Genomic DNA, 15,934 nt, shown 5'->3' on the forward strand with positions numbered 1-15,934 from the left:
CCCTGAGTGAAGGGGCGCTCTCAATGCGGACGTGAAAAAGATGAAGAGATGAATCAGGGCAAGGCGAACAGGGCAGGGCGGGTGCCCAGGCTTATTATTTTAGGAAACTCATCGATCGGCACCTGTGCCGAACAGCGCCCCTCGTTGCAATTCCATGGGATGCCGCTGTCGACCTGGCCGTTTTGGGGCTCTCGGGTATCGATGTACTGCACATTGCCGCGCAACACGCTGCTGGCGTCGACCTTGATCGGCCTGGGCAAACCGGCCGTCCAGGCAACCATCACCTGATCCGAACCCCGGGCAAACCGCAACAGATACTGCGAGTCGATTTCACGACTCTTCTCGGCGTCATAGCGGAACTGATGCAGCGTCGGGCTGATGGCCTTCAGCGTCAGGTAAGCCTGCTTGATGCTCAGGTCCTGAGTGAGCAGACCGAAGTTCTGCTCGGGGTCAGTGTCGTCGGGGCCATCGTTGAGCAACCCGTTCCACCACATACCTTTGATGTTCGGCATCGTCTGGGCCAGAAAGAAGCTGCGCGCCAGAAACGCTGCCTGGGTCTTCTCGTCGCCGCCGCAGCGTCCTGTGTTGCTGGGCCAGCCCATTTCCGTCAGGTACAGCGGCACGTCCGTTTTGTTTTTGGTCTTCTCCTTGAGGTCTTCGTTGATCCGCCTGAGCCAGGCAATCCAGTTTTCCGGGGTGTTGCGTTCATCCGAGCGGCAATGCACATAAGGGTGCAGCGACAATCCGTCGACATGATTGAGGATCCCCGACTCGACCAGCCGATCGGCAAATCCGAGGTCCATCCCCTGGCTGGTGACCGCACCTGCGAGAATCACCATCGGTCTCTGGTTGCTGCGGATGCGCCGGGACGCTTCTTCGACGAGGACGCTGTAATCCTTGGCAAACGCAGGATCGACGGGGTTCTCCTTGTCCCATTCGTTCCAGATCTCGTAGAAGTCCACGCTGTCGGTCAGCTGGCGGGTCACGAAGCTGATGTAGTTGCCGTACGCCTCACGCACGTTGGGTTTTCGCGGTTTGGCGTAGTTGTCATAGAACGGGTTGCCGTAACCGAGCACCAGCAGCGGCCGTAAATGATGTTCCTGAGCCTTGCTCAGGTAGGCCTGCCAGGCGGGCTCTATTCTCATCAAGCCTCGTCGGGGTTCGGCGCTGGACCAGTAAGCGTCATCACGTACCGAGTCCACGCCCGCCGCTTCGAGCAGTTGCAAAGCCTTGGCCGACGTCGTGCTTTTGTTCATCAGGTGAGTATCGACCCCGATGATGAAGGTATCGTCGGCCATGCTCGAGCAGCTGATGAACCATCCCAGCAGCACAAAAGCACAATGTCGTCGTAACCTCGTCAGGCGCTTGATGGGCATGGCTTGTCTCAGTGAAGAGGCACGGTCCGGAGCGCATGCTCAGGTAGGTCTCGGGCCGTCGGCAAGTGGATCGGCATCGCGCGCGCAGGGCCGGGCGTCTTCAAACCGTGTGGGACAAGGCCGGGTCGCGGTGCGCAATGTTGTCCAGCAACGTCTGGGCGAAGATGCTCTCGTAGCTGTCGAGCATCAGGTCCAGATTCAGCAGCGCCGCGACACTGACACGCGCCTGACTGCTCAAGCGGGCCAGCAGGTCCGGTTGTTGATGCAGTCGAAGCATCGCGTGTCCCAGCGAGTCAGGGTCATTGGGGCTGCACAGCAAACCGTTGAGCGGGTCCTGGATGATTTCCGGCAACCCGCCCATGCGGCTGGCGATTACGGGTACCGAGTGCGCGCACGCCTCGACTGCGACCATACCGAACGGTTCGTTCCAGAGGGACGGCACGATGGCGACATCGATCTGGCTGTAAAACGTTTCAGGTTTCTGGTAACCGACGAAACTGATATTCGGCGATGTGGCCAGAGCCTTGAAGGCTGCTTCGTCGCTGGCCTGACCTCGGCCGGCAAGCTGCAGCGTGGCGTCAAACGGCAGACGCTGAAACTGTTCGATAAGCCAGCGTACGCCTTTCTGCTCGGACAGGGTGCCCATATATCCGAAACGCAGCGGCGCCTTTTTCATCGACGGATCAAGCTGGCGCTGCTTGCTCGGCGAGTTGTGCACCACGGCATACGGGCTCGCGTTGTGCACCACATAACCCTTCGCGGCGCTGAAATATCCGCGCTTTTGCAGCTTGTCGAGAATGAACTGGCTGACCCCGACCACCGCCGACACCTGCGCGGAGCGGGCATCGTGGCCCTTGCGAAACGACTGGCAACTGCTGCATTGCTGCTGGCAGCACTGACCGCGCTTGAACATGTTGCTGCTTGGGCACATCAGGTACATGTCGTGCAGCACCTGCACGATGGGCAGTTGAGCGGCGGAGATCTCATCCCACACCGACACTGACCAACCAGACAGGTTATGGCACACGACCAGTTGCGGCTGCTCGTCCTTGATGACTTGCTTTACGTACGTGCGCATCGCGCCGTTGTAACGGTCGCGCAGGTGCCAGCCCAAGCGCGCCAGACGTCCAGGCCGTTGTGCACCGAAGTGCCAGTAGAAGTTATGCAAACCGGCGCGGTACACCTTCACGCCATTCACGGTATCGGTGGCCAGGCCCGCGTCCGGTCCGGTCACCAGCACGCTGACCTGGCAGCCGCGTTTTTGCAGGCCTTCGACGGTGCGCTGAAGAATGATCTCCGCGCCGCCGCCGACGTGAGGTGAATACAGGCTGCTGATGAACAGTATTTTCATAGTGGATACGACTGATTCAGACCCAGTACGCCGGACTCACCGTCACGGATGGCTTTTTCGATCAAACCCAGACGCTCTTCAGCGCCGCGCCGCTTGGCGATCAACCGCAACAGCCGGAAGAACACCCAGCGGTTGAGGCTGTACAGCAGCGACGAGTTGGCCCAGATGTTCTTGTCGAACCAGGCCTGGTTACGCGCGCCGTAGTAGGCGCGCAAGTCCGAACCGCCCAACAGGAAACTTTCGTAAATGTTGTTGGTGCGGGCCTTGATGTTCCAGGAGTTCTCCAGGTCATCGAGCACAGCGTCCGGGACCAGGAAGATCCGTCCGCCGCCCGCCGTGATGCGCCAGGTGTATTCGCTGTCGTCGGCGTAGAGCAGCAGCGCGTCCAGCGGCAGACCGATCCTGCGATACAGGTTGCGATGGGCGAGCAGGCCGCCGTAGGTCGCGAAGGGCAGCTGCACCATGGGCAGTTTGCTCTGCGGGCTCTGCGGCGCGCCCCATGGCAGGCGACGCCAGACCTTGTAAGGCAGTTGCGCGATGTGGAAGCCGAAGAAGCTGGAGCGCAGTTGAATCGCAAACCGCTTCGGCACACCGGCGGCAATGTCGGCCTGATGCGTCGGGCGAAAACCCAGCACGGCGGCCTTGTCTTCGCCGTCGATGATCTTGCGCTCTTCAAGCACCTTATGCAGCGTCGCGATCGCGTTGATCGTCGGTGCGTTGTCATCGTCCATCAGCCAGATGTGCTCGGCGCCCGCATCCAGTGCGGCCTGGATGCCCACCGAGTAGCCGCGGGCCGATCCGGTGTTCTCATGAAGGTAGATGACGCTCACCTGGTCCGGCCAGGTGCGACGCAATGTTTCCAATGGCGCGGTGGAGGCATTGCTGACGATGATCACACGGTCGATGAGTGGGCTCTCGAGCGATCGGCTGACCAGCGTGTGCAGGTAATTGAAACGATCACCATAGGTGAGCGTCACCAGCGTTGTCTTGTGGGTCATGGTGAGTTCCGGGCAAAGAGGGTTCAAGAGGCTGAAAGCGTCAGCCCCGTGGGAATCTGGAGTGTTGTCAAGGGAGCTCTGTAGGAGCGTGGCTTGTCCCGCGATCTGCCGGGCACCGGCAGTAAATCTTTGCATGCGGTGGATCAGACAAACCGCATTTCCGGGTTTTACGACGGGTTCCCCGCCGATCGCGGGACAAGCCTCGCTCCTACAGGTATCGCGGTGAAACGTCTGGATGCACTCCAGACGGCGGCAAGTATCAGATCAGACCCGCGCTTCCATCCGCGACAGGCTGCTGACCGGCAAGGTCACTTTCTGTTCGCGCTGCAGCAGGTTGAGCAGGATCACGGCACGTTCATCGCCGTCGGCCGCGAGGAAAATCGCCTCGACGTCGTTGAAACCGTCCGCAGTGATTCGCACCGTGTCGCCGTGTTGAAAGGTCTCTTTGGGCGGCGGCGCGAGCAAGCGTTCACGGATCTGCTCGATCAGAGCGTCTTTCACCGGCACCGGCAGACCGCCGAAGGTCACGATACGCGCCACGCCCCGGGTGGAGCGGATCGGGTACCAGTTATCGTTGGTCTGGTCCATGCGGATGAACAGGTAGCCGGGGAACAGCTCCTCTTCGGACGGGGCGCGGGAGCCGCGTTTCTTTTCGCCATGCTTGACCGGTCGGTAGCATTCGAAGTGCTGACGCTGCAGGTGTTCCTCTGCACGGCCTTCCTGGCGAGGTTTGGTTTGGATCAGGTACCAGCGCGCCGGGCTGCTTGAGGTGCTGTCGGCATGAGACATAATTCTTCACTCCACTGCAATGCGGTTCGACAGGGTTGAAACTGGCTCAGGGTGTTGCGTCAGTCTGGCCAGCACGCCGGGTTCGGCAGCGGGCGGGTGCTTGTCCAGCCGGTATTGGGTCAGCATCTGCTGGACCTGCTCGACGCAGTTGAACATCAGGACGTCGATGATGGACAGGTTGGCGACGAAAGGTTGCCTGAACTGCCGATACTCCACCGGATCCATCCGGAAAAACCTCACCAGTAAGCGGTTGCGCGCAAAGTGATCGCGGTCATACACCACCGATCCGCCTTCGGGCGTGATAAACGTCGTCGCCTCGAAGGTATGGGCAATGCGGATGATGCGTTCCTGTTTGTCGGCAGGGCTGCCGAGAATCAGGTCAGAACTGCGCATGATCGGCGTGACGATGTGTAGATAAGCACACATTTCACGAATTGCATGTTCGGCGTAAAGCGAGATGTTCTGTTGCGGGAAATGGATCAGGCGTTCGACCAGTGGCATGACCTGAGCGAAGTAGGGCGCCTCTTTATAACTCTCGGCAATCAGACGAATCAGCCGTTCGGCCTCGTCGCTGAAGTGATCGCACAGTTGCCGTTGATTGATCTGCAACTGAAAGCGGTCTTTTTTCAGCGGAAAGGTGATCAGCCGCGCTTCGTCGTTATGCAGAATGCGGTTGCGGTTAACCCAGCCGGACCGCACATAGTGCAGATCGTCTCCCAGGACGAAGACGTCTGCAGCGGCGATGAGCTGAAAGTAACCCAGGTAAGGAAAGAGATAGGGTTGCATCACTGCAATGGTCCTGGCCATCAATACGTCTCCTTTACTTCAGTGACTTCACAGCCCGGTTATTTGCGAACCGTGGTGTAGTCGTAGCCATAGGCTGCGCAGTCATAGTCGGCGGTCGAGGCCTTGCGCAGGACACCGTTGAAGATTGCACCCTTGATCAGAATGCCGTTGTGCATCAGGCGACGTTTGCACGCTTCGATTTCCTTGGCGGTGCTCAGGCCGAACCGGGTGACCAGCAGGCACGTACCGGACTGACGACCCACCAGCGTGGCGTCAGTGACGGCCAGGATCGGTGGGGTGTCGACGATCACCAGGTCGTACAGCGGTGACAGGTCGGTGATCAACTTATTGAAGTTGTCATGCATCAACAGCTCCGACGGGTTGGGCGCCGCGAACCCACAGGAAATGAAGTCCAGGTTGCGCACTTCGGTGTGGTTGATCACTTCCTTGCTCTTCAAACGGGCGGCCAGGGTGTCGGACAGACCGTGCTTGGGCGTCAGGTTGAACAGCTTGTGCAGGTAACCTTTGCGCATGTCGGCGTCGATCAGCAGCACGCGTTTGCCCGTCTGGGCAATGATCACCGCCAGGTTGCTGGAGACGAACGACTTGCCCACGCCCGGCGTCGGGCTGGAAATCATCAGCACGTTATTACGAGCTTCGAGCATCGCGAAGTGCAGGCTGGTGCGCAGGCTGCGCAGTGATTCGATCGCCAGTTCCGTTGGCGCGCTGACACTGAGCAGGCGAGGCTCCTTGCTGCCACCGCGGCTCTGGCTCGCCTTGTCCATGCGTTCTTGCTGACGTGAGTACGGCAGCGACGCGTAGACCGGCATGCCGAGGTTTTCGATGACTTCCGGGTTATCCACACCGCGATAGAACGCTTGACGGACGAACACGGTGCCCACGGCCAGCAGCAGACCGACGAGGGCGGCGACCAGGACGATGATTTTCTTCATCGGCTTGACCGGCTCTTCGACATTGGCGTCGGCGTTGTCGATGATGCGCACGTTGCCGATGCTGCCGGCACGAAGAATGTCTTGCTCCTGGCTTTTGTCCAGCAACAGGGTGTAGGTCTGCGAGGTGACTTGCATGTCGCGAGTCAGGCGCAGAAGTTCCTGTTGGGTGGCCGGCAGGGTCTCGATTTTCTTCAGCAGGGCTGCTTTCTGGGCTTCCACCTGGCTGATCTGGGTCATCAGGCCGCGATAGGTCGGGTGCTCTGGGGTGTACAGACGCTCGACGTCGACGCGTTTCATCTTCAGGTCAGACAGCGTGCCTTCCAGCTTGACCACCTGATCGAGGACCGATTTGGTTTCCACGCTCAGGTCAACCGACTTGGCGCTGGTCTGGAAGTTGTTCAGGGCAATTTCCGACTGTTCCAGTTGCTTGCGCACGGCAGGCAGTTGCGAGCGCAGGAACTCCAGGCGCTGGGCGGCTTCGGCCGAACTGCGTTCAACGTTCTGACGCACATACAGGCGGCTGACTTCATTGAGGATGCGTTTGGCCAACACAGGATCGGCGTCCTGAATGGACAGGTAAACGATCCCCGAGTCCTTGCCGGCTTCAATGATCTTCAGACGGTCCTGATAATCCAGCGCCGCGGTCAGGGTGCGTTGACGCATCACCGTGAACTCGGTGCCGGGACGACCATTGAGTGCGGCCACCTGAATCTTCACGCCGCTGCCTTCGACGGTTTGACCGACAGGGCCGCTGAGCAGCTTGTTGTGGTCTTCGTCATACAGGCTGAAGCTGTCAGGCTTGTCCACGACCATGGTCAGCTTGTCGCCAAGCAGAGCGTCAGGCACTTCCAGCTGGAAGATGTCGATCTTCTCGCCACCCCACGCGTAGCTGTCCAGCCCCAGGATGGGTGAAGCCAGTTCGCCTTCGTGATCAGGCTTGAAGTGACGGGCCATGTAGGCGCCGATGCCCGGTACGTATTTGGGTTTCTGAATGATGTTGAGCTTCAAGTCATCGACGACCTTGCCCAGCACCGCGCGGGACTTGATCAGCTCGATCTCGGTGGTCGCCTGGGAAACCGACAGCGGCTTGGCGCTGATTTCGGTGCGACCCTCGATGCCGATTTTCTTCGGCTCGATCTGAATCATCGCGTTGGCCTGAAAGATCGGCGTCGCGAGCACGGCGTAGGTCACGCCAATCAGGACGCAGACACCGATGATCGATGCAATCATTCCCTTGTGATCGAAAAGTGTGCGCAAGATAGTCGCCAAATCGATCCGGGAGTCCTGGACCTCGTCCAGGGAAGTACGGTTCATAGCGGTCATTTATCTTGGATCTCCTGACTGAAGATAAGGAAGCCAGTCGTCGACGCAACGCGAAAGCTGCTCGTAGGTCTGTTCAAAGGCTAGTTTCGGGCGCCGGTACGGGTCGGCTATTTCCAGTTCTTGTTGCCATTTGCCAATCAGAAACGTCTTGCCGCGTACCTCGGGGGCGAGCTTGAGTACGCTTTGGGTCTGGCGGTGTTCCATCAGCAGGATCAAGTCCGCGTCGTAGAGCATTTGCCGCACCACCTGACGGCTCTTGTGCCGGTGTGCTTCGACACCGTTGAGTTGCAACACGGCCCGGGCGAGCGGGTCCATGGTGGAGCTGAGCATGGCGTGAGTGCCTGCCGACGAAATCACGATGCGATCGTTCTGAACGCGTTGTCGGAACATGGCTTCGGCCATGGGGCTGCGACAGATGTTGCCGACGCAGACCACGAGTACGTTACTGAACATGGCCTTTGTTAAGCGTCGTCATCAGTCTCTTGCCGATGTTGGTGCTGAAATTTCGCCCGACTTGCAGCAGGGTCTGAACCTTGCGCTGAGGGGTGATCGCGGAGAGCGAGTAGCCGACCAGTTGCATCAGGAAGTACTCGTAGAGCTCATCGTTGCCGAGGCGGTTGTAGTAGTTGGCCAGCGCGCCGGACGTCTGCAAGGCCATGTGCAGTTTTCGCTTGTTCGACCGCATGGAGAACACACCGCCCGGGTGCAGGCGATACATCGCGGGCTTGATCTCACCCATGAACTTGCCTTTGCCGTAGGCACCCAGCAGCGACCACCAGACCAGATCGTTCAAAGGCGCCGCCGCGAGCTCTTTGGGCAGTGAGTCGAAGACGTTGCGAAACACGGTGGTCAGCGTCGAGATCGGCCGCGCCTTCTGCAACCCCAGGGCCGTGGCGTCAGCGCGCAGCTCGCCTTGCAGCTGAATGCCGTATTGGCCGTTGGTGTCGAAGGAAATGGCGTCGTGGTAAGTCAGGGCGTAATCAGGGTGGCTTTCGAGAAAGTCCACCTGGATCTGCAGTTTGCGCGGGTCGGTCCAGTAATCGTCGGCTTCGCAGTAAGCGATGTAGCGGCCACGGGCCTCACCGAACAGGCGAGGGACCGATGGATTGCCTTGCGAATACTGGTTCGTCTCGTGATAGAAGGCGCGGATCAACGTCGGGTAGCGCTTGACGTAGTCGGCAATGATGCGGGCAGTTCCATCTGTGGAAGCGTCGTCGTTGACCAGAATTTCAAAGTCAAACGTCGTTTGCTGCATCAGGAAACCTTCCAGCGTCTGAGCGACGTAGGCTTCCTGGTTGTAGGCTGGGCAGACGATGCTGACCAGGGGTGCGGCAGACGGCGAAGAGCTCGTCTTTTTGCTAATAGCATCCATGGCTTAATACTCGGTTTAGAGACTCGGTTTGCTGAACAGGACGGAAATCTTCGTCACCAGCGGCTTGTAGCTTGCTGCTACCACCATCAGCGTGATCAAGCCGCTGACGGCCAGACCCAAAAACGTATTGATGCGGTTTTCACTGGCGATCATGCGCAATACCGGTTCGCTGATCGCCAGGCCCACGGCCGTCATCACACTGATGCGGATGATGTCGCGCAGCCATAGGCTGTGAATGCCCGGCGCCAGTCGCTGATGAACGATCATTGGCCAGATGGCGAACGACACCAGGCGCAAGATGAACCAGGCGATGGCAGCGCCGAATGCGCCCTCGTAGTGAATGGCCAGAACCATCGTCGGCACGGTGATCACGGCTGAAACGACGCTGTACCAGACGTGCAAGCGCATCTGCCCGTAGGCGTACTGCAAGTAAAACTGAAAGGCGCTGACCGCCATGATCGCGCTGCCCAGCGAATACCACGGCAACACCGAGCGGCTCCATGCGGCAGCAGGCTCGTCACCCGACCAGGCGTACACCATCTCGTGAGCGTGCAAAGCAATCAGCGCCGCCAACGGAAACAGAAACGTGCAAACAAAGCGGTTGGCTGCCAGGAACAAGGCGTGCATGTCATCGCGACGCCCTTCAGCCATCAGCACCGTTAGCCGCGGCAACAACGTCTGCGCCAGCGGGTTGCTCAACATCATGATGCCGGTGGTGATCAGCGCCACCAGCGAGAAGTAACCGTACTCGTTGAGCGGCAGCAGCTCGGACAGCAGCACCTTGTCGATCTGGGTCAACACGATCCACAACACCGCCGTGCCCGACATGCTCGCCGCGAACGGGATGATCGGCTTGACCAGTTGCCAGTCGAAGCCGGTCAGCCAGGAGGGCGTCGGCATCTGTTGGTAGGCGCGGGCGGCGAAGATCAATGTTTCGACCACGCCCACCAGCACCTGAAATTCGAAAAACAGCACCGGGTCGCTGGAGATCGTGCTCACCAGAAACAACCCGCCGAAGTAACGCAGGGTGGCGATGAAGACGTTGGCGATGTTCAGCCAGGCGTGTTGTTCGAGGCCCTGAATCCCGCTTTTATAAAGCGTTGAGTACAGACGCAACGCGATCACGATGCCCATCAGGCAAATGCACTCGATCAGCGTCTGTGTCGAGAGCTCCTTGGCATTGAGCCAGCGCACCGCGATCCAGTCGCTGCCCAGGTACATCGCGATGCAGCACAGGCTGGCCAGCGGCAGGAAGATGATTTCGAACGAGCGCAGCAGGCGTCCCGAATGCCGGTCGGCGAGGTCGGCGCCTTGTTGATGCGCCACCGCCCGGACCAGGCTTGGCGACAGGCCTGCGTCCAGCAATTGCAGCCAGGCCTGCAGTACCGAGAAGAATCCGATCAGGCCGTAGGCCTCGGCACCCATGTGGCCGAGGTAGAACGGCATGATCAGGATGCCCACCAGCAATGTGTAGGCTTGTCCTGCATAGCTCAACGCAGTGTTGCGTATGACTGAGCGTTTGGTTTGCATGGGGTGTCCTTTCTCGCCAAAACGTATGCGTCTTCCCGGAACCGGGTACTAGATGACCTGTGCCAGGTTCGGTGTGCGATACGGCGCGCGGCCCAGACTGCATTCGGCGATCACGGTGTTGATCACGCGTTCCTGATCCTCCAACTGCAGGCCCGGATAGATCGGCAGGCACAGCACGCGTTCGCTCAAGGAGCGCGAGGCGGTTTGCGCCGCCTGCGGTTGCAGGTATTCCAGCGTGTCCAGCGACGGGTAGAAGTAACGGCGAGGGTTGATGCCGTTGGTGTTCAGGGCGCTGCGCAGACGCAACAGTTGCTGTTCGTCGCTCAGGGCGATCGGGTAGTAGCTGTTGTTGAGCTGGCTGTTGTCTTCCGGCTTTTGCAGGTCGACGTAATCGCCCAGGCGCGTGGTGTAGCGGTGGGCGATTTCTGCGCGCTGCTGAAGGATGTTCTCGATGTCGTCGAGAATGCATAAGCCCATCGCGGCGGAGAATTCGTTGAGCTTGGCGTTGATGCCAATGCCGTCGATCTTGTCGACGTCGACGATGCCAAAATTGCACAGCAGGTGCACGCGACGTGCAAGCTCGTCGTCGTTGGTGATGATCGCGCCGCCTTCAATGGTGTGAAACAGCTTGGTCGCATGAAAACTCAGCGTGCTGATGTCGCCCCAGTTCAGTACCGACTGACCGGCATGACGCACGGCGAAGGCATGGGCGCCGTCGTACACCACTTTCAGATTGCGGCGACGGGCGATTTCTTCGATGCGTTCAACGGCGCAAGGGTTGCCGAACACGTGAGTGCCGACGATGGCCGTGGTGTCCGACACGATGCGGCTTTCGATGTGCTCGGGCGAAATGTTCCAGGTCTGCGCGTCGATGTCAGCGAAGATCGGGCGGATGCCTTCCCATTGCAGCGAGCTGCTGGTGGCCACAAAGCTGAACGGCGTGGTCACTGCGCTGCCGCTCAGGCCCAGGGCACGATAGGCGACCTGAAGGGCGAGGGTACCGTTGTTGGTGAGGATGACGTGCTTGACGCCCAGGTAGTCCTTGAGGCGCTGCTCCAGTTCACACACCAACGGGCCATGGTTGGTCAGCCAACCCCGGGAGTAGATGCCCTCGACGTAAGTCTTGAACTTGTCGATATCACCTAGGTAGGTCTTGGTTACGTTGATCATCGAATTCTCCATTTCTGACGCAATGCTTAAGGCGTTGTGTGAGGCAGCCATGCTTTCAAGGCGGGAACGTGCGCGAACCGGGCTAGCTCTGTGTGGGAGCGGATGGCTGGTTGCCGGCTTTGTTGCTCATCCGTCGTGCCCGCCCCTGGTTGATCCTGAGGATCAGGCGAGTCGCCAGACTTCCTGTATGTGGGTCACCAAAATGGAACAGCGCCGTCGCGCGCTTGACCTCAGGGCCGCATGGCTTGTTGGCGTGCAGGGTGCGGTAGCCCCAGAAGAAGTAAACGTTGCCCGGCTCCAGGCGCAGGATGTAAGGCTTCAACCAGTTGCGCTGCATGCCCTTGATGATCCAGCCGCGTGTGAAAGAGTTCTGCAGCAACGCCTTCTCGAGCACGTTGAACAACACCCAGGCACGTACGCGACGAATATTGGGGAACAGCATCAGATCGCCGCGCTCTTCACCTTCGGTCGGGATGAACACAGGGATAAGTGCGGTCACCAGGCTGGCGTCGTAGTGAAAGCTGTTGGATTCGCGTTTGCCCTGATTGCCCTGAACGCAGCGCAGTACCGGGAAGATTCGGTCGCTCGGAGCGTCGGTCTGTGCAGCGTGCCTATAAAGGCCGGCGAGCAGCGACTTGAAGCGTGGGTCGGCCCAGTAGCTTGCCAGCAGGCTTTCCCCCAGCATCGCTTCGCCGTGATACGCGAAGTATTCGCCCTGGTGCTTCTGCGCCTGCTCATCGGTCCAGGTGCGTAATTGCTGCAGATCGGACTCGGTGACGGCACCGCTCAGTTTTGCAAAGCCGTTGGTATCGATTTCGTCAGCTAAACGTCGCGTCAGCTGCTCATCCATGTCGAAAGATAAGGGCATTGCATCGCGTCCTCTAAACACGTGGGAAGGACACAGCAGGGTGTTTTAGGGCTTCAGGCACGCTACCGCCCGAATCTGCAGATCCTGCCGTTCTTTTCGGAAGTGGGCCGTGCCTGTCAAACGCTTGATCAAAACTGCCTTATCAAATCGTTGGGCAAAGCTACCGCCCTACCGAGCACTTTCAGTAATTTTGAAAATTTTCTTTAAACCAACACATGCCCACCGGCGCAAGCAACGCACCGTGGTGTTCATTAACTTCGTTGGCAGGTACAGAGTGATAAAATCGCAATGTCTTCTGCGCGCAGCTCTGCGGCTACGCTGCTAACAACACGAAAACAATGGACAGGCATATATATCGACGGCGGCGCAGTTTCTGTCAAATTATTTCGCCAACATTCTGTTAAATTTTTGATAAACGGGTTTGTGGCTTGTATAAGCTATTGATTTATATAGCAGTCAAAAAAACATCAACGCCCTATCACGGTGCGCTGACGCTTTGTATGGTCTCCGGTGTAAGGGTCGTGAGCCACGTAAAAATGACGGAAAGGCATTTTTCCAACGCCAGAAAGTGGGCGCAGGCAGGGTGCAGCGGTTTTATGGCGCTCATTAATTGAACATGTAAGTTGTGACATGAAGTTAGAAAGTGCCGAGCGCTCTAGTGCATGTAATAAAGAAGCTGTCTCGTTTATGTTTTACCCATTGTTGGGGGCGAGGTTAATAAAACTATTCAGTCTTCGTGCAACTTTTAGGTAGCCGTAATGTCGTCGGGGTGGCCGCAAGTACAAACCGTACTGTCTTTCCTTTTAGTACCTGTCATCCCGGACGCTCTGCCCGAGGTTGCTCCTGAACGATGCGTCCGCCATTATCTGGCCGGTGTGACGCACCTATTTCGTGTCAGGAGAGTCAATGAATACGCAGTCGAAAACCAATGGAGTGGTGGCGCAACGCCTGGCGCAGGCGCGCGCCCTGATGAGTCGCGAAGGTATCGATGCCTGGCTGGTGCCATCGGCCGACCCTCATCTTTCCGAATACCTGCCCGGTTATTGGCAAGGCCGGCAGTGGCTGTCAGGTTTTCATGGATCGGTCGGGACGTTGATCGTCACCCAAGACTTCGCGGGCGTCTGGGCGGACAGTCGTTACTGGGAGCAGGCGACCAAGGAACTGGCTGGAAGCGGGATCGAGTTGGTCAAACTGCAGCCTGGACAACCCGGACCGCTTGAATGGCTGGCCGAGCAGGCCAAGAACGACTCGGTAGTAGCCGTCGACGGTGCCGTACTGGCAGTGGCGTCCTCGCGCACACTGGCCAGTAATCTGTACGCGAAGGGCGCCAGGTTGCGCACGGATCTCGATCCGCTGACCGAGCTGTGGGACGGTCGCCCGACGTTGCCGACTCAGGCTATCTATGAGCATGTGGCTCCACAGGCGACTCAACTGCGCAGCGACAAGCTGACCCGGTTGCGTGGCGTAATGGCCGAGCGGGGCGCCGACTGGCATTTCCTGGCGACGCTGGATGACATCGCCTGGTTGTTCAATCTGCGCGGCGAAGATGTCTCCTATAACCCGGTGTTCATTTCCTTTGCGCTGATCGGCCCTGACAGCGTCAGCCTTTTCGTGGCCTCTGAAAAGGTGAACCCTGCATTGCGTAAAACGCTGGAGAGCGAAGGGATTACCTTGCGTGAGTACACCAGCATCGGCGCCGCGTTGCGTGAGGTCCCGCGTGAGGCGCGCCTGCTGGTCGATCCGGCACGGGTGACGTGCGGCCTGCTCGATTACCTGGACAGCGAAGTGACGCTGGTCGAAGGCTTGAACCCGACGACCCTGTTCAAGTCGCAAAAAAGCGAGGCGGATACAGCCCACATTCGTCAGGCCATGGAGCAGGACGGCGCAGCGTTGTGCGAATTCTTCGCCTGGCTGGATTCAGCGCTGGGTCACGAACCCGTCAGTGAGCTGACCATCGATGAGAAGCTCAGTGCAGCACGGGCGAAGCGGCCGGGCTACGTCTCGCAGAGTTTCGCTACCATCGCCGGTTTCAATGGCAACGGTGCGATGCCGCACTATCGCGCGACGCAAGAGGAGCACGCGCAGATCGAAGGCGACGGCCTGTTGCTGATCGACTCCGGTGGCCAGTACCTGGGCGGCACCACTGACATCACCCGGATGGTCCCGATAGGCACACCGACGGCCGAGCAGAAACGTGATTGCACGCGTGTGCTCAAAGGCGTGATCGCACTTTCTCGCGCACATTTCCCGCGCGGCATTCTTTCACCGCTGCTGGATGCGATCGCTCGCGCGCCGATCTGGGCCGAGGGCGTCAACTATGGTCACGGCACCGGCCACGGTGTGGGCTATTTTCTCAACGTGCACGAAGGCCCGCAGGTCATTGCCTATCAGGCACCGGCGACGCCGCAGACGGCGATGCAACCGGGGATGATCACTTCCATCGAGCCCGGCACGTATCGACCGGGGCAGTGGGGTGTTCGTATCGAAAACCTGGTGATCAATAAGGAGGCGGGCAAGACCGAATTTGGCGAGTTCCTTAAATTCGAAACGCTGACGCTGTGCCCGATCGACACCCGCTGCATCGAGGTGAGTTTGTTGAATCAGGAAGAGCGCGACTGGTTGAACGCTTATCACGCTCAGGTCAAACAGCGTTTGAGCCCGCTGCTTGAAGGTGCTGCACTGGCGTGGCTGAACACTCGTACGGCAGCCGTCTGATTCATCCTTACGACATCACGACATCGCCGCTTTGTGCGGCGATGTCGTGCCTTCTCCCTGGCCTGGTATCAGGCGGTGAGCGCTTCCCTCACAAAGTCGACGCGATCTTGACCAAAGAAGAGGTCGTCGCCGACAAACATACTCGGCGCGCCGAAAATGCCGCGCGCAATCGCCGCTTCGGTCTCTGCTTTCAGCGTCTCCTTCACCTGCGGGTCGTTGACCCAGCCGAACACCTGCGCAGGATCGAAGCCCCCTTCCTTTAATGTCGCGCTCAGAACCCCCGGGTCGTTGAGGTTGTGGGCGTCTATCCACATCGCCTTGAACGTCAGGTCGAGGAACTCGATGAACCGCCCCGGTTGCAAACGCTGCATGGCCACGATGGCCCGCATCAGGTTCAGCGTATTGATGGGGAAATAGGGATTGAACACCAGCGGCACGTTATAGCGCTTGGCAAACCGTTCGAGATCGATCACCGAGTAACGCGCCTTGGCGGGTACCTCATTGGGCGAGGCGTTCCCGGTGGCCTTGAACACCCCGCCGAGCAACATGGGCCGCAAGCTCAACGTGCTTGCGGTTTCATCGCAGATTTTTCGAAGCTGGGTGTACGCCAGATAACTGGTCGGGCTGCCCACGTCGAAGTAAAACTCCACGGTCTTGCTCATCGCCGGCTTCCTTCTTATATAGAGAGGTGAGGGTGCTGCTG

Annotated in this window: 13 protein-coding genes; 1 reads left to right on the plus strand and 12 read right to left on the minus strand. The window is 59.0% G+C overall.

The features are described from left to right. Positions 1–53 precede the first annotated feature (53 nt). From ABDX87_RS22230 to ABDX87_RS22280, 11 genes are all read right to left on the minus strand, one after another. Positions 54–1,298: a hypothetical protein gene (locus tag ABDX87_RS22230; protein WP_346829801.1), complete on the minus strand. Its 1,245-nt coding sequence runs from the start codon at positions 1,296–1,298 to the stop codon at positions 54–56. Between the two features lie 178 nt (positions 1,299–1,476). Beyond that, positions 1,477–2,727 (minus strand): glycosyltransferase family 4 protein, encoded by a 1,251-nt coding sequence (locus ABDX87_RS22235; RefSeq protein ID WP_346829802.1) that lies wholly within the window; start codon positions 2,725–2,727, stop codon positions 1,477–1,479. Beyond that, positions 2,724–3,725, minus strand: a complete 1,002-nt coding sequence (locus ABDX87_RS22240) for a glycosyltransferase (protein ID WP_346829803.1) — start codon at positions 3,723–3,725, stop codon at positions 2,724–2,726. Before ABDX87_RS22240 ends, ABDX87_RS22235 begins: the two co-directional genes overlap by 4 nt. A 264-nt stretch (positions 3,726–3,989) precedes the next feature. Next, positions 3,990–4,514: a transcription/translation regulatory transformer protein RfaH gene (gene rfaH / locus ABDX87_RS22245; RefSeq protein ID WP_346829804.1), complete on the minus strand. Its 525-nt coding sequence runs from the start codon at positions 4,512–4,514 to the stop codon at positions 3,990–3,992. Between the two features lie 6 nt (positions 4,515–4,520). Further along, on the minus strand, positions 4,521–5,321 hold the full coding sequence (locus tag ABDX87_RS22250) for a WbqC family protein (protein WP_346829805.1): 801 nt from the start codon (positions 5,319–5,321) through the stop codon (positions 4,521–4,523). Between the two features lie 38 nt (positions 5,322–5,359). Further along, complete coding sequence (locus tag ABDX87_RS22255; RefSeq protein ID WP_346829806.1) at positions 5,360–7,576, minus strand: polysaccharide biosynthesis tyrosine autokinase; 2,217 nt, start codon at positions 7,574–7,576, stop codon at positions 5,360–5,362. Beyond that, complete coding sequence (locus ABDX87_RS22260) at positions 7,577–8,029, minus strand: low molecular weight protein-tyrosine-phosphatase (RefSeq protein ID WP_346829807.1); 453 nt, start codon at positions 8,027–8,029, stop codon at positions 7,577–7,579. Continuing rightward, positions 8,019–8,948 (minus strand): glycosyltransferase family 2 protein, encoded by a 930-nt coding sequence (locus ABDX87_RS22265; RefSeq protein ID WP_346829808.1) that lies wholly within the window; start codon positions 8,946–8,948, stop codon positions 8,019–8,021. The genes ABDX87_RS22260 and ABDX87_RS22265 overlap by 11 nt, the downstream gene beginning before the upstream one ends. 15 nt (positions 8,949–8,963) lie before the next feature. After that, positions 8,964–10,478 (minus strand): lipopolysaccharide biosynthesis protein, encoded by a 1,515-nt coding sequence (locus tag ABDX87_RS22270; protein ID WP_346829809.1) that lies wholly within the window; start codon positions 10,476–10,478, stop codon positions 8,964–8,966. 48 nt (positions 10,479–10,526) lie between these two features. Next, positions 10,527–11,648: a DegT/DnrJ/EryC1/StrS family aminotransferase gene (locus ABDX87_RS22275; RefSeq protein ID WP_074758518.1), complete on the minus strand. Its 1,122-nt coding sequence runs from the start codon at positions 11,646–11,648 to the stop codon at positions 10,527–10,529. Positions 11,649–11,730: 82 nt separating this feature from the next. Beyond that, positions 11,731–12,516 (minus strand): hypothetical protein, encoded by a 786-nt coding sequence (locus ABDX87_RS22280; RefSeq protein ID WP_346829810.1) that lies wholly within the window; start codon positions 12,514–12,516, stop codon positions 11,731–11,733. 906 nt (positions 12,517–13,422) lie between these two features. Between ABDX87_RS22280 and ABDX87_RS22285 the strand changes: the two genes are divergently transcribed. Then, positions 13,423–15,231 (plus strand): aminopeptidase P family protein, encoded by a 1,809-nt coding sequence (locus ABDX87_RS22285; protein ID WP_346829811.1) that lies wholly within the window; start codon positions 13,423–13,425, stop codon positions 15,229–15,231. Positions 15,232–15,299: 68 nt separating this feature from the next. Here ABDX87_RS22285 and ABDX87_RS22290 read toward each other — a convergent pair whose 3' ends face one another. Next, on the minus strand, positions 15,300–15,893 hold the full coding sequence (locus tag ABDX87_RS22290) for a 2-hydroxychromene-2-carboxylate isomerase (protein ID WP_346829812.1): 594 nt from the start codon (positions 15,891–15,893) through the stop codon (positions 15,300–15,302). Positions 15,894–15,934 lie beyond the last annotated feature (41 nt).

The sequence above is a fragment of the Pseudomonas abietaniphila genome (genome assembly GCF_039697315.1).
GTDB lineage: Bacteria > Pseudomonadota > Gammaproteobacteria > Pseudomonadales > Pseudomonadaceae > Aquipseudomonas > Aquipseudomonas abietaniphila_B.